Genomic DNA, 13,340 nt, shown 5'->3' on the forward strand with positions numbered 1-13,340 from the left:
ACCCCCAGTCCGTCCTTCCCACTTTCCCCCGGACGGGCGGTTTGACGCCAGCGAACGGGTGACGGGCGGGCGGCGGGCTTGCCGTGCGGACGGGGGCAGTGGGCCCGGCTACTGTTGTCGGCATGCGTCTCCACGTCGTCGACCACCCCCTGGTCGCCCACAAGCTCACCACGCTGCGCGACCAGCGCACCGACTCCGCGACCTTCCGTCGTCTCGCCGACGAGCTGGTCACCCTGCTCGCCTACGAGGCCACGCGGGACGTGCGCACGGAACAGGTCGACATCCAGACGCCGGTGGCCAGGACCACGGGCGTCAAGCTGTCCCACCCGCGTCCGCTGGTGGTGCCGATCCTGCGGGCCGGCCTCGGCATGCTGGACGGCATGGTCCGGCTGCTGCCGACCGCCGAGGTGGGCTTCCTCGGCATGATCCGCAACGAGGAGACGCTCGAGGCCTCCACCTACGCCACGCGTATGCCGGAGGACCTGTCGGGCCGTCAGGTGTATGTGCTGGACCCGATGCTCGCCACCGGCGGCACGCTGGTCGCGGCGATCCAGGAGCTGATCCGGCGCGGTGCCGACGACGTGACCGCCGTGGTGCTGCTGGCCGCGCCCGAGGGCGTCGAGGTCATGGAGCGCGAGCTGGCGGGCACGCCGGTGACGGTTGTGACCGCGTCGGTCGACGAGCGGCTGAACGAGCACGGCTACATCGTGCCGGGCCTCGGCGACGCGGGGGACCGGATGTACGGCGCGGCCGAGTAGGCCCCGCGCCCGGGCGGTTCAGCAGCCCTTCTTCGACGACGGCGCCGGCTCGGGCGTGGCCAGCTTGGTCAGAGCCCGGTCGGCGTCCGGCTTCTTGGCCAGCTCCTTGAAGCCGTCGCCGATGACGAGGTCGAGGTCAGCGCCCTTGCGGGCCGGCTCGGTACGCCGTTCGGCGCCCGGGAGCTGGGTGCCGAGCACCGGCAGCGAGGTGTCGAGGGCGGAGGCGGGGCCGAGTAGCACGCCGGTGCCCTTGACCTTCTTGTCGTACTGCTGGGGCGCGTTGCCCACGTCGCCGATCTTGAAGCCGCGCTTCTTCAGCTCGTCGGCGGTCTTCTTCGCCAGGCCGCTGCGGGTGGTGGCGTTGAGTACGTTGACTGTGATCGCGCGCGGTTCGGGCAGGGCCTTGGGGCGGGGGGAGGGGCTCGACTTCGTCTTCTCGGGGGCGCAGTCCGTCCCGCTGCCGGCCGCCGAGGCCTTGTCGCCGCCGGTGAAGACGTCGATGAGCTGCAACGTGCCCCAGCCGCCCACCGCGAGCACGGCGGCGGAGGCGACGACCAGGACGACGAGCCTGCCGCGCCGCCGGGGGCGGCGCATCCGCGGGTACTTGTTTCCCTTGATGCGGTATTTGCCGCCCATGCCGGGGGGAGTCAGCATGCTCATGAGCGCAGCGTAGTGCGCCTGGGCGACGATGCCTACTAGATGATCATTCGACGTTGCCCAGCGGTACCCGAAAGGGCCAACCCCGTGACCTGCGTGGGTCAGTCGAGTTCGAGCACGCGCGCGTGCAGCACCTGGCGCTGCTGGAGCGCCGCCCGCACCGCGCGGTGCAGACCGTCCTCCAGGTACAGGTCGCCCTGCCACTTCACGACGTGCGCGAAGAGGTCGCCGTAGAACGTGGAGTCCTCGGCGAGGAGCGTCTCGAGATCGAGCTGCTGCTTGGTCGTCACGAGCTGATCGAGGCGGACCGGGCGCGGCGCGACGTCCGCCCACTGCCGGGTGCTGTCCCGGCCGTGGTCGGGGTACGGCCGGCCGTTTCCGATGCGCTTGAAGATCACACGGAAAGCCTACCGGGCAGGACCTTCCGGGCGCAGCCGCGGCGACGGAGTGTGACGCTGAAAAAAGCCCCACAAAGCGGTACGAACCAGGAATAAGGGCGTGAATATGCCGGACCGCGAGACCATGCGTTCCCGGGGTCGATCCCGCGGACCGTGTGCCTGATTCGCTCGAAAGGGCGCGGCGCCCGCTCGGTCAGCCGCGCTCCCTCTCCTTCGGGGGCTGCTGCCGCTCCCGCGTCTCCGGCCTGGGATGGGGCTGGTGCTGGGGCGGCTTGGGGGCGTTGCGGACGGCCTCGGCGCGCAGGAGGGCGCGCAGGACCGCGTAAGGGTCTTCGAGCATGGCTGTGTTCCTCGTTCCGTGTTGCTGCGTACGGGCTGACGGACCGGTGTCCGATCCCGTCAGCAGCGCAGGACCTCACAGCGCAGGGGCCGAGGGTCGTACCGGGGCCCCGGCGGCCCGGGCACGGGGTGCGGCGCGGCGTAAGCGGACCCGGAGCTCGGGAGCGGGGTGGGGCGCACGGGAACGGCGGTGCGCCGGGCGCCCTGGGCCGGTGGGCGCGGGGCGGCGTCGAGGACGTCGCGCTCGACGGCCGTGCTCTCCCCGGAGACAGCGGCCGTCGGCCCTGCGTGCGCCTCGGCGTGCGCGCCGGGCACGAGCAGGGCGAGCAGCAGGACGAGCACCCGCGCCCATGTGGTCCGACGGGTGCCGCGGGTGGCCGGCTGGCGTGCGGGGTTCACGAGAGGTGGTTCCCCGTCGCGGGTGCGCCGTTCATCCCACTCGCGGCGAGTTCCGCTCGCTCGGCGTACGACGGCCCCGGTCAGGCAGGGCGGTGACGCGGACACCCGCTGAGCCCTGGGACGGGAGGGGCCGCGCTCCGGGCCCCGGGAGGAGCCGCTCGATGGCTCGCTCACGAGCCATGTTCGGCCCGACCGGGACAGTCCCGCCACCGGGGCCGGGCCGCATGGCTGACTGAGGGGGTGCCCCCGGTCCGCTACTTGCCCGTCGCCTTCGCTGCCTTGGCCGCTGCCTTCATTTCCTGTTTGTGTGCCCGGACCTTTGCCAGCGAGTCGGGGCCGGTGATGTCGGCCACCGAGCGGAAGGAGTTCGGCTCGCCGTAGGAGCCCGCGGCCTCTTGCCAGCCCGTGGGCCGCACCCCGAGCTGCTTGCCGAGGAGGGCGAGGAAGATCTGGGCCTTCTGTTTGCCGAAGCCGGGCAGCTCGGCCAGGCGCTTCAGGAGTTCCTTGCCGGTGGTGGCGTCCTTCCAGACGGCCTCGGCGTCACCGTCGTAGTGCTCGACGAGGTACTGGCACAACTGCTGGATCCGCTTGGCCATGGAACCGGGGTAGCGGTGCACCGCCGGTTTCTGCGAGAGTAGCGCGGCGAAGGCCTCCGGGTCGTGCGCGGCGATCTCGTGCGCGTCCAGATCGTCCGTGCCGAGCCGCTGGGCGATGGTCGCCGGGCCCTTGAACGCCCACTCCATCGGGATCTGCTGGTCCAGCAGCATCCCGACCAGCGCGGCGAGCGGACTGCGCCCGAGCAGCGCGTCGGCCTCGGGGTCCTGGGCGAGGTGAAGAGTGACGTCCATGCACCGATCATCCCTCGGTGCGGGCCCGGACGCGTCCGGAGCCCGGTCCGCCCGGGGCTTGCCTGCGCGGACACCCTCTCCACCCACCACGCCTGCCTCGTCGCCCGCGACGGCGAGCCGGTGGTCGCCCTCCTCCAGACCTACGGAGCGCGCGCCGCCCGACCGCCGGCGGGGTCGTGGCCGAACGTGTACCTGCCCGGGAAGAAGGCCCAGTTCGCCTTCCTGGACCGGGAGATACTCTTCCCCGCGTGACGCCGGACGACCTCATCGCGCACTACGGCCTTGAGCCGATCCCCCGCGAGGGCGGCCTGTTCCGCCAGACGTGGGCGGGTCCGGAACGCCCCGACGGCAGACCCGAGGGCACGGCGATCGTCGCCCTGCTGACAGCGGGCCCCGACGACTTCTCCGCCCTCCACCGCCTGCCGACCGACGAGATCTGGCACTTCTACCTCGGCGATCCGCTGGAACTCCTCCTGCTCGCCCCGGACGGCAGCACGCGGACGGTGGTCCTCGGACCGGACGTCCTCTCCGGCCAGCACGTCCAGTTCACGATCCCGGCGGGAACCTGGATGGGCGGCAGGGTGCGCGAGGGCGGACAGTGGACCCTGTTCGGCTGCACGATGGCGCCCGGCTTCACCTTCGAGGGCTACGAACACGGGGACGCGGCTGAACTGACGGCTCGCTATCCGGCGGCGGCGGACGGGATCGCCGCTCTGTCCCGACCTTTTTGAGGGGCGCGGGGAACTGCGCGGCCGGCGCCAACGCACCCGCCACCCGCCAACCCACACACACCCACCCCCCGGCTGAGCGTCACACCACTCCCATCCGTACATAACCGGGAGCCGTACAGCCCGACCCCCGGAGAACCACGTGCACCAACGGCGGAACGAGGAGCACCATGTCGGACGCGGACACCCCCGGCGACTTCAAGCCCTGGTGCTGTTCGGCACCGTACTGGTCCTGCTCCTCCTCGGCGGAGCCCCCGCCTCCGCCCACGCGGCCCTGCGCAGCACCGACCCCGACGACGGGTCCGTCGTCCAGCGTGCCCCCCGCCACCTCACCCTGACGTTCACCGAGTCCGTCGGCCTGCTCGACGACTCCTTCCGCGTCTTCGGCCCGGACCAGCGCCGCGTCCACACCGGCGAGGCACGGCACGCGGACGGCCAGTCCGACACGGCCCGGGTCGGACTGCCCGGGAAACTCGCCCAAGGCACCTACACGGTGGCCTGGCGGGTGGTGTCCGCCGACAGCCACCCGGTCTCCGGCGCCTTCAGCTTCTCCGTCGGCAAACGGTCCGCGACGTCCGCGCAGGTCGACACCGGACCGGACGAGGACCCGCTGACCGGCGGCCTCTACGACGCCGCCCGCTATCTCGCCTACCTCGCCGCCGCGCTGCTCGTCGGCACGGTGGCGTTCGCGCTGCTGTGCCGGCCCGCGGACACGTCCCCGCTGCGCAGACCGCTGGCGGCGGCCTGGTGGACCCTGCTCGGCTCGACGCTCGTCCTGCTGGTGCTGCGCGCCCCGTACGAGACGGGCGCGGGCCCGGCCGCGGCCTTCGACCTCTCCGCCCTCGAACGCACGGTGACGAGCCGACCGGGGCTGGCCCTGCTCGCCAGGCTGGCCGTCCTCCTGCTGACCGCCGCGTTCCTGCTGTGGCTGTCCCGGCACCGCGACCTTCGGGCGCCCGTGCTGCGGGCGGTGGGCGCGACCCTGGCCGTCGCCCTCGCCCTGACCTGGGCGGCGGCCGAGCACGCCTCCGCCGGGATCCAGGTGCCGCTGGCGATGACGTCGTCCGTGCTGCACCTGGTCGCGACGGGCGTCTGGCTCGGCGGCCTCGTGGCACTGCTGCTGACCCTGCGCCGGGCCTCCGTCGACGCCCTGACGGAGATCGTGCCCCGCTTCTCCCGGATCGCCTTCGCCTCGGTGACCGTGCTGGCCGTCACCGGCCTCTACCAGTCCTGGCGCGGCCTCGGCTCCCTCGCCGCGCTGACCGGCACGTCGTACGGCCGGCTGCTGCTGGCCAAACTGGTCGCGGTGAGCGCGCTGTTGCTGGCGGCCGGGTACTCGCGCCGCTGGACGGCCCGCCTCGCCGCACCGACGGCCGCCGCCACCGCCCGGACGGCCGTACCGGCACGGGTCGCGCAGCCGGTCGGCGCGGGGGCGCCGGGCGAGCCCGGCGAATCCGGCGCTCCGGGCGAGGCCGGGGACCCGGAAGCGCCGGAGACACCGGAGATACCGGAGAACTCGGAGAGCCGGGAGAACCCGGAGAGGCCGTCGGAGCCGGCCTCCGCGCCCGGCGACGCGGACATCCGGCGTCGTGGTCTGCGCCGCTCCGTCCTCGTCGAAGTCGCCGTCGCCGCCGTGGTGCTGCTGATCACGACACTGCTCACCACGACGCTGCCGGGCCGCGCGCAGGCCGAGGCCGCGCAGCGTTCCCCGGCGGGTGCCCTGCCGCCCACGACCCTGGCCTCGGTGCCCTTCGACACGGGCGGCAGCAGCGGCACCCTGTCCGGCCGCGGCACGGTGGAGGTCACCCTGGACCCGGCCCGGGTCGGCGAGAACGGCGTCCAGGCCGTGGTCTACGGCGCCGACAAGGGGCTGATCGTCGTCCCCGAGGTGCGCATCACCTTCAGCCTCCCCTCCCGCAAGGTCGGCCCGATCGACGCCGGACTCACCGATGTCGGCGGCTACTGGAGCACCAACTCCGTCAACCTGCCCCTCGCGGGGACGTGGACGATGAAGACGACCGTGCGGGTGTCGGACGTGGACCAGGTGACGGTGGAGAAGAAGGTGCGGATCGTGTCCTAGGCAGCCTCGGTGCCGCCGTCGGAGGGGCGCCGTCGAGGAGCCGTGTCATGCGCTCGGCGGCGCGGACGGCCGCGTCGCCGCAGCAGTTGTTGAACAGGACGTGGACCTGTCCGGTCCGCTCGGCCAGGCGGCGCACGCGCGGCAGCCACTCGGCGAGTTCGTCCTCGCCGTAGCCGTACCGGAACCGGTCCTCCTTGCTGCCGGTCCCCCAGGCGGTGCTGCGGCCGTGGAACCGTACGACGGACAGCCGGGGCGAGGTGGCCGGGGTGACGGGCGGTATCGAGGAGGGCAGCGTCTGCGTCATGTCGACGGCGACCGCGGCCATGCCGTACCGGGCGAGCAGCGCGCGCGTCGCCTCCGCCCGGCCCGGCTCCCACCACGAGGGATGCCGGAACTCCACGGCGAGGGGCCACCCGCGCGTCCGCTCGGCGCACCCGTGGAGGAAGGCCTCCGCCCGCTCCCCGGGCCGGAACCACGGCGGGAACTGGAACAGCACGGTTCCGAGCCGCCCGGCCCGCCGCAGCGGCTCGATCCCGGCCGTGAACCGGGCCCACACCTCGTCGAGCACGGCAGGGTCGCGGTGCTCCGCCGGCAGCCCGGCCGGCATCGCCGCCGCCCGGGTGGGATGCCCGGTCAGCAGCGAGAACGCCTTCACGTCGAACACGAACCCGTCCGGTGTCCGCTCGGCCCACAGCCGGCTGTTCCGCTCGCTCGGCAGCGCGTAGTACGAGGCGTCGACCTCGACGACCGGGAACCGCTCGGCGTAGTGCCGTAACCGCCCCTCGGCGTCCCGCCGCCCCGCCGGGTACCAGCCGCTGCCGACCAGGGCCCGGTCGGTCCAGGAACACGTGCCCACCAGGATCTCGCCCATGGGGGACCGGTTACCCGGGCGGGACAGCGGCAGGCTCCCGGCCGGGCCGGGGAGCAGGGTAGGGACTGTCGCAATCGGGTAATCGGGGAGGATAGGTCACATATCGGATGACTGCCTTCGGGGCATCCGGATCACCGAAGGATCACCGAGGATTCCCCGCCGGATCACCGAAGATCCCCGCCGGATCACCGCAGATTCCCCGCCAGAGCGAGATGACCGATCATGGAGCAGCCCGTCACCGTCGGTCCGGCCGGCCACGGGGCCGACCGGCCGCTCGGAGCGGAACCCCACGTCCCCCAAGTCCCTGGAGCCACACGAGACCCTGAAACCCCCCAAGCCCTCGCGGATCTCGTCGGCGAGGACCTCACCGCCCGCGTCACCCTCGACGAGCAGGGCACGGTGACCGGCTGGAACCCGGGCGCCGAGCGGCTCCTCGGGTATTCGGCCCGGCAGATGACCGGCCGCCGTGCCGTGGACCTGCTGGCCGAGCCGATCCCCGCCCGGGGTGGCCCGCCCGAGTTCGCCGGACTGGCCCGGTGGAGCGGCGATGTCGCGCTCCGGCACCACGACGGCCGGAAGCTGACCGTCCGGGTCCTCGCCCACCACAGGGCGCCCGGCACCGGCGCGCCCGCCTGGCTGCTGCTGTCCGCCCTGACCCGCCGGCAGCCCGGGCCCGACTTGGACGAATCCCTCGTGAGCTGGAGCTTCACCCAGTCCCCGTGCTGCGCCCTGGCGCTCTACGACACCCGGCTCCGGCTCCGGCGGGCCAACGAGGGCATGCAGCGGGCCATGGCGCTCACCGAGGAGGAGATGCTGGGCCTGCGCGTGTCCGAGATCGTCGACGACGAGGCCGGTGCTCGGGCGGAACGCAACATGGCCCGGGTGCTGCACACCGGTGAGCCGCAGTACGAGGAGAACTATCTGCGCGCCCCGGGCGAGACCCGCGAACACGCCTGGTCGGTCTTCGAGTCCGCGCTGCGGGACGCCGAGGGCACGATCCGGGGCGTCTGCATCTCCGCGCACGACACGACGGAACAGTTCTGGGCCCGCAAGCGGCTGCAGCTGATCGCCGAGGCCGGCCGGCGCATCGGCGGCACGCTCGACGTGCGGCGCACGGCCGAGGAGCTGACGGACGTGCTCGTCCCGGTCCTGGCCGACTTCGTCAGCGTCGATCTGGTCGTCGCGCTGGACGACATACCCGAACCGCCCGCCCGGGTCCTTCCGGAGGACGGACCGCTGCTGCTGCGCCGGGCGGCACTGCGGTCGGTGACCCCGGGGGCCCCGGAGGCGGCCGTGGCGGCCGGCAAGGTGGACGCCTACCCCGAGGGCTCGGCGCCCTACGAGAGCCTGCGCGCGGGACGCGCCACCCTGCACGAGGTGACCGACCCGGCGTTCGCGGCGTGGCTCGCGTACGACCCGGAGCGGACCGCGCGGATCCGGGCGTTCGGCATCCACTCGGTGATGACCGTGCCGCTCGTCGCCCGCGGCGTCACGCTGGGGGTCGCGTTCCTCCTCCGGCACCGCAACCCCGACCCCTTCCGGCAGGACGACCTGGTCCTGGCCCGGGAACTGACGGCCAGGGCCGCGGTCAGCATCGACAACGCCCGCCGCTACACCCGGGAGCGCGCCACCGCCGTCACGCTCCAGCGCAGCCTGCTGCCACGGCGGCTGCCACGGCAGGTGGCCGTCGACGTCGCCTCCCGCTATCTGCCGGCGGGCGGGCACGTCGGCGTCGGCGGGGACTGGTTCGACGTCATCCCCCTCTCCGGGGCGCGGGTGGCCCTGGTCGTCGGCGACGTCGTCGGCCACGGCCTGCACGCCTCCGCGACCATGGGCCGGCTGCGGACGGCCGTCCGCACCCTGGCCGACATCGACCTGCCGTGCGACGAGCTCCTCACGCACCTGGACGACCTGGTCGCCCGGCTGAGCATGGAGGCGGAGGACGGGGAAGGCGGGGAGACCTCCGGGGACGTGGGCGCGACCTGCCTGTACGCCGTGTACGACCCCGTGTCCCGGCGCTGCTGCTTCGCCGGGGCCGGGCATCCGACGCCGGCCGTGGTGAGCCCCGACCGGAGGGTCGAGCTGATCGACCTCCCGGCCGCGCCCCCGCTCGGCATGGGCGGCCTGCCCCACGAGGCCACCGAGGTGGTCCTGCCCGAGGGCAGCCTGCTCGTCCTCTACACGAACGGCCTGATCGAGAACCGGGACCAGGACCCGGACGTCGGCGTCCGCCGGCTGCGGCAGGCCCTGGTCCGCCCGGCGCCCTCGCTGGACGCCCTGTGCGACGGCGTGCTGGCCGACCTGATGCCGCAGCGCCCGGCCGACGACGTGGCCCTGCTGGTCGCCCGTACCCGGGCGCTCGACGCGAGCCAGCTCGCCACCTGGGCGGTGCCGGACGACCCGTCCGCGGTCGCCCAGACCCGCAAGGACGTGGTGGCACAGCTGGAGAGGTGGGGGCTGTCCGACGCGGTCTTCGTCACCGAACTGGTCGTCAGCGAACTCGTCACCAACGCCATCCGGCACGCGCGGCCGCCGATCCAGCTCCGTCTGATCCACGACGGAAACACCCTGATCTGCGAGGTCTCCGACGGCGGCAACACCGCTCCCCACCTGCGGCGCGCCCGCGCCTACGACGAGGGCGGGCGCGGCCTGCTCCTGGTGGCCCAGCTGACCGGGCGCTGGGGCACGCGTCAGTACGCCACCGGCAAGACCATCTGGGCGGAACAGACACTGCCTCTCCAGTGAGGACCCACCGGCCATGACCGCACACCGTTCCCACCGGGCCCCGGCGGCGCCCGTGCAGCGGGCCGCGCAGCTGGTGGGCATCGTCTTCCTCGTGGCCGGCGTGCTGGGGTTCATCCCCGGCATCACCACCGACTACGGCTCGATGACGATCGCCTCCCACGAGTCGGACGCCGAACTGCTGGGGCTGTTCCAGGTCTCCGTCCTGCACAACCTCGTGCACCTGGTCTACGGCCTGGTCGGCCTGACCCTCGCCGGCACGGCCGCCGCAGCGCACTCGTACCTGCTGGTCGGCGGCGCCGTCTACCTGGTGCTGTGGGTCTACGGCCTGTCCGTGGGCCCCGACAGCGACGCCAACTTCGTCCCGCTCAACTCGGCGGACGACTGGCTGCACTTCGCTCTGGGCCTCGTGATGATCGCCCTGGCTCTGGCCCTCGGCCACCGCCGCCCGACCCGCACCTCCGGCACCGGCGCGCAGCGTTAGGAATCCGGACGGTACGGCGTGCAGCCCTTCCTCCCCCACCCCGGATTCCGGAAGTCGGCCCTGGCCCTGGACCGCCGCCGGCTCGGCGAACAGCGGGTCGGGGTCGTGCGGGTGCCGCGCGGCCTGGTCGTACCGGGGTACGGCCGGCGCCACCACCCGGCGGTCCTCTGAAGGAGCGGGCCGGCTGTCAGGGATCCCCGCTGACCACCTCGACGAGGCTCCACCGCCCGCCCACCTTCACCGCGGACAGCAGGATCCGCCAGCCGGTCCGGGCCCGGGCGGCGATCTCGGGGCGTACGGGGACCGGGCCCACCACCGGGCCGTCGTCCTCGCCGTATCCGTCGTCGTCCTTGAACGTGAGGGAGCTGTCGGCCACGTCCGTGATCGTCAGGTACTGGCAGTCGACCTGGTCCTCGGCGCGGGAGCGGTCGGGCCAGGGCACGAGATCGTCGTCGCCGAACCCGTCGACGAACTCCTTGATGCAGGCCCGCTCGTCCACGGTGATGTCGATGTCCGCCAGGTGGTCCCGGGCCGTGTCGGCGTCCAGGTGGCCTTGCGCGACCAGCCAGTTCAGCAGATCGGTCACCACGCGCTGCGCCGTCCGGAGTTCGTCGGCCGACGCGTGCTTCTTGTGGGGCAGGGTGGTGCTGAAGAAGGTGCCCAGTTCATCGACGACCTCGGCGGGCGCCATCTCCGTGGACGAGGTGTCGCCGTACCAGTCGGCGCTGAAACACAGCGTCGAGATGACGTCGTCGGCTGCCTCGAACGCGTGCATGTCGTCCCACCGCTCGGCCAGGAACCGCTCCACCGCGACGGCCAGCGTGTTCTCCTCGCTCCGCGCTCCCGCCCGCACCACCTCACCACGGTGCTGGTGGTAGGCCAGTTCGGCGGCGAGATCGCAGGGCCCTTCGTCGACCCACTCGTCGGGTTCCTCCCATGCGACGTGGTGCCGGGCGAGCAGCGGACGCAGCCTCTCCCACAGGTCCGGCTCGTCGGGCGGGCGGCGCTGGGCGCGCTTCTCGCGCAGGGTCTCGTCGGCCACGCAGATCCGCACCCGCGACGGCCGGGTCAGCGCCGTGAGCCCTTCCACGACGGCCGTCAGCGCCATCCGGTGCGGCGTCACACCGGTGCCGTTGCCGCTGCCGCTCATCTCGCGCCGGTGAGACCCGTAGGCCAGGACCGCCGCCCACCCGCCGTACCCGTCCTCGCATCTCCCGGCCGCGTGCAGCACGACCTCCCCCGAGGCAAGACCCATCCGCCCTCCCAGTGCGCGCCGAGACGACGCATGATCCCACCGCGACGCATGCGGGGGAAGAAGACGGACCGGCCAACGATCCACGGTTTCCTGAATTCAGGATTCGATGTACTGTCCCCGTGTGCTGACTGTTGCCCCCGACATCGAGGTGCTGGCCCGCTTCGGCCGCGCGCTCGCCGATCCGATCCGCTGCCGCATCCTGCTCGCGCTGCGCGCGGCCCCGGCCTACCCCGCCGAACTCGCCGACGCCCTCGGCGTCTCGCGGACCCGGCTCTCCAACCACCTCGCGTGCCTGCGCGACTGCGGACTGGTCGTCACCGTGCCCGACGGCCGCCGCACCCGCTACGAACTGGCCGACGAGCGCCTCGGTCACGCCCTGGACGACCTGCGGGCCGCCGTGGTGGCCGTCGAGACCGACCGCACCTGTGCCGAGGCCGACGCGAAGGGATGCTGCTGATGACGGCGATATCCCTCGCCCCCTCCCCGGCCCGCCGAGAGGAACTCGCCCGGCGGATCCGGCTGCTGGTCGCGGCGACGATCAGCTACAACGTCATCGAGGCGGTCGCCGCCCTCACCGCCGGTGCCCTCGCCTCCTCCACCGCCCTGATCGGCTTCGGCCTGGACTCGGTCATCGAGGTCTCCTCCGCCGCCGCGGTGGCCTGGCAGTTCTCCGCCCGTGAGCACGCCGTGCGCGAGGCGCGGGAGAAGGCGGCCCTGCGGATCATCGCCGTGTCGTTCTTCGCGCTCGCCGCCTACGTCACGGTCGACGCCGTCCGCGCGCTGACCGGAGCGGGGGCGGGGGAGGCGGAGCGATCCCTCCCCGGCATCGTGCTCGCGGCCCTCTCCCTCGCGGTCATGCCGTTCCTGTCGGCGGCCCAACGCCGCGCCGGCCGTGAACTGGGCTCGGCCAGCGCGGTCGCCGACTCCCGGCAGACGCTGCTGTGCACGTACCTCTCGGCCGTGCTCCTGGCGGGCCTGGTCCTCAACGCCACCCTGGGCTGGTCGTGGGCCGACCCCGTCGCCGCCCTGGTCATCGCCGCCGTCGCCGTCAAGGAAGGCCGCGACGCCTGGCAGGGCAAGGGCTGCTGCGCCCCCGCGGCTACGACGGCCCCGGTCACCGGCGTCGAGGCGGCCGGGGCGTGCGACTGCCGTCCGGGGTCCGCTTGCTGCGGCTGAGGGCACCGGCGAAGACGCCCGGACAGCCGGCCGTAGCCGGGCGGCGCGAGACCGTGACCGGTCCCCCGTACCGGTCACGGCCTCGCTCGGGTGGGGTTCGGTCATCGGCGGATCAGCAGCAGCCGCCCGCGACGGCCGGTTCCTCGGCGCCGGTTCCGGCCGGGGCCGGGTCGGTGCAGCAGGTGCTGCTCCGCTGCTTGGCCAGGGAGTCGGCGTCGGCCTTGACGACGTACACCTCCCAGGGTTCCCGGCCGGGGCCGTGGACCCAGACCTTGTCCTGGACGGCGTAGCAACAGGTCGTGTCGTTCTCCACGTCGGTGGTCAGGCCCGCCGCGCCCAGACGTGTGGTGGCGGCGTGCACCGCCTGGGCCGTCTCGACCTCGACGCCGAGGTGGTCCAGGCGGGTCGCCTCACCTGCGGCGCCTTCGATGAGAACGAGCTTCAGCGGGGGCTCGGCGATGGCGAAGTTGGCGTAGCCGTCGCGGAGTTTGGCGGGTCCGGTGCCGAAGAGCGTCGTGTAGAACGCCACGGACTCGGCGAGGTCGGGGACACGCAGGGCGAGCTGGACGCGGGACGTCATGGCAAACCTCCTGGAGTGGATGGGT

16 protein-coding genes and 1 pseudogene are annotated in these 13,340 nt (G+C 73.2%); 9 read left to right on the forward strand and 8 right to left on the reverse strand.

Annotated elements, in window-relative coordinates; translation table 11 throughout:
* Positions 1–122: 122 nt before the first annotated feature.
* Positions 123–758 carry a uracil phosphoribosyltransferase gene (gene upp, locus ACFZDA_RS30430; RefSeq protein WP_391087840.1) on the forward strand — a complete coding sequence of 212 codons (636 nt, stop codon included), beginning with the start codon at positions 123–125 and terminating at the stop codon, positions 756–758.
* An 18-nt stretch (positions 759–776) separates the two neighbouring features.
* On the opposite strand, the gene ACFZDA_RS30435 is transcribed toward upp, so the two are convergent.
* The 5 genes from ACFZDA_RS30435 to ACFZDA_RS30455 all read right to left on the reverse strand — a co-directional run bounded on the left by ACFZDA_RS30435 (position 777) and on the right by ACFZDA_RS30455 (position 3,399).
* Positions 777–1,394, reverse strand: coding sequence for a LytR C-terminal domain-containing protein (locus ACFZDA_RS30435; protein ID WP_391088121.1), 618 nt, complete (start codon positions 1,392–1,394; stop codon positions 777–779).
* A 122-nt stretch (positions 1,395–1,516) separates the two neighbouring features.
* On the reverse strand, positions 1,517–1,813 hold the full coding sequence (locus ACFZDA_RS30440; protein WP_003991361.1) for a type II toxin-antitoxin system VapB family antitoxin: 297 nt from the start codon (positions 1,811–1,813) through the stop codon (positions 1,517–1,519).
* A 193-nt stretch (positions 1,814–2,006) separates the two neighbouring features.
* The gene (locus ACFZDA_RS30445; protein ID WP_391087844.1) at positions 2,007–2,153 is read right to left on the reverse strand and encodes a hypothetical protein; all 147 of its coding nucleotides are present in this window, start codon (positions 2,151–2,153) and stop codon (positions 2,007–2,009) included.
* Between the two features lie 59 nt (positions 2,154–2,212).
* Positions 2,213–2,551, reverse strand: a complete 339-nt coding sequence (locus ACFZDA_RS30450) for a hypothetical protein (RefSeq protein ID WP_391087846.1) — start codon at positions 2,549–2,551, stop codon at positions 2,213–2,215.
* 254 nt (positions 2,552–2,805) lie between these two features.
* Complete coding sequence (locus ACFZDA_RS30455) at positions 2,806–3,399, reverse strand: HhH-GPD-type base excision DNA repair protein (RefSeq protein ID WP_391087848.1); 594 nt, start codon at positions 3,397–3,399, stop codon at positions 2,806–2,808.
* Here ACFZDA_RS30455 and ACFZDA_RS30460 point away from each other — a divergent pair.
* The 3 genes from ACFZDA_RS30460 (at position 3,382) to ACFZDA_RS30470 (ending at position 6,207) form a co-directional block, all read left to right on the forward strand.
* Complete coding sequence (locus ACFZDA_RS30460) at positions 3,382–3,651, forward strand: hypothetical protein (protein ID WP_391087850.1); 270 nt, start codon at positions 3,382–3,384, stop codon at positions 3,649–3,651. The two genes, ACFZDA_RS30455 and ACFZDA_RS30460, sit on opposite strands and share 18 nt — an antisense overlap.
* Complete coding sequence (locus tag ACFZDA_RS30465) at positions 3,648–4,130, forward strand: cupin domain-containing protein (RefSeq protein WP_391087852.1); 483 nt, start codon at positions 3,648–3,650, stop codon at positions 4,128–4,130. The genes ACFZDA_RS30460 and ACFZDA_RS30465 overlap by 4 nt, the downstream gene beginning before the upstream one ends.
* A gap of 205 nt (positions 4,131–4,335) precedes the next feature.
* Entirely contained in the window at positions 4,336–6,207 is a 1,872-nt protein-coding gene (locus ACFZDA_RS30470) for a copper resistance protein CopC (protein ID WP_391088123.1), read from the forward strand.
* On the opposite strand, the gene ACFZDA_RS30475 is transcribed toward ACFZDA_RS30470, so the two are convergent.
* The gene (locus tag ACFZDA_RS30475; RefSeq protein ID WP_391087855.1) at positions 6,107–7,078 is read right to left on the reverse strand and encodes a DUF72 domain-containing protein; all 972 of its coding nucleotides are present in this window, start codon (positions 7,076–7,078) and stop codon (positions 6,107–6,109) included. The genes ACFZDA_RS30470 and ACFZDA_RS30475 overlap by 101 nt on opposite strands.
* A 222-nt stretch (positions 7,079–7,300) precedes the next feature.
* On the opposite strand from ACFZDA_RS30475, the gene ACFZDA_RS30480 reads away from it, so the two are divergent.
* The 3 genes and pseudogenes from ACFZDA_RS30480 to ACFZDA_RS30490 all read left to right on the forward strand — a co-directional run.
* Entirely contained in the window at positions 7,301–9,823 is a 2,523-nt protein-coding gene (locus ACFZDA_RS30480) for a SpoIIE family protein phosphatase (RefSeq protein WP_391087857.1), read from the forward strand.
* A 13-nt stretch (positions 9,824–9,836) separates the two neighbouring features.
* On the forward strand, positions 9,837–10,304 hold the full coding sequence (locus ACFZDA_RS30485) for a DUF4383 domain-containing protein (RefSeq protein WP_391087860.1): 468 nt from the start codon (positions 9,837–9,839) through the stop codon (positions 10,302–10,304).
* 18 nt (positions 10,305–10,322) lie between these two features.
* Positions 10,323–10,469, forward strand: a pseudogene (locus ACFZDA_RS30490) (pyrimidine dimer DNA glycosylase/endonuclease V); the annotation flags it as partial.
* Between the two features lie 22 nt (positions 10,470–10,491).
* On the opposite strand, the gene ACFZDA_RS30495 reads toward ACFZDA_RS30490, so the two are convergent.
* Positions 10,492–11,559, reverse strand: a complete 1,068-nt coding sequence (locus ACFZDA_RS30495; RefSeq protein WP_391087863.1) for a hypothetical protein — start codon at positions 11,557–11,559, stop codon at positions 10,492–10,494.
* Between the two features lie 121 nt (positions 11,560–11,680).
* Here ACFZDA_RS30495 and ACFZDA_RS30500 point away from each other — a divergent pair, with 121 nt between their 5' ends.
* A complete protein-coding gene (locus ACFZDA_RS30500) occupies positions 11,681–12,016 on the forward strand; it encodes a metalloregulator ArsR/SmtB family transcription factor (protein ID WP_391087866.1) in 336 nt (111 codons plus the stop codon).
* On the forward strand, positions 12,016–12,735 hold the full coding sequence (locus tag ACFZDA_RS30505) for a cation transporter (RefSeq protein WP_391087869.1): 720 nt from the start codon (positions 12,016–12,018) through the stop codon (positions 12,733–12,735). Before ACFZDA_RS30500 ends, ACFZDA_RS30505 begins: the two co-directional genes overlap by 1 nt.
* A gap of 112 nt (positions 12,736–12,847) precedes the next feature.
* Here the strand turns inward: ACFZDA_RS30505 and ACFZDA_RS30510 are convergent, their stop codons facing one another.
* The gene (locus tag ACFZDA_RS30510; RefSeq protein ID WP_391087872.1) at positions 12,848–13,315 is read right to left on the reverse strand and encodes an ArsI/CadI family heavy metal resistance metalloenzyme; all 468 of its coding nucleotides are present in this window, start codon (positions 13,313–13,315) and stop codon (positions 12,848–12,850) included.
* Positions 13,316–13,340 lie beyond the last annotated feature (25 nt).

The organism is Streptomyces sp. NPDC007991 (assembly GCF_042958445.1).
GTDB lineage: Bacteria > Actinomycetota > Actinomycetes > Streptomycetales > Streptomycetaceae > Streptomyces.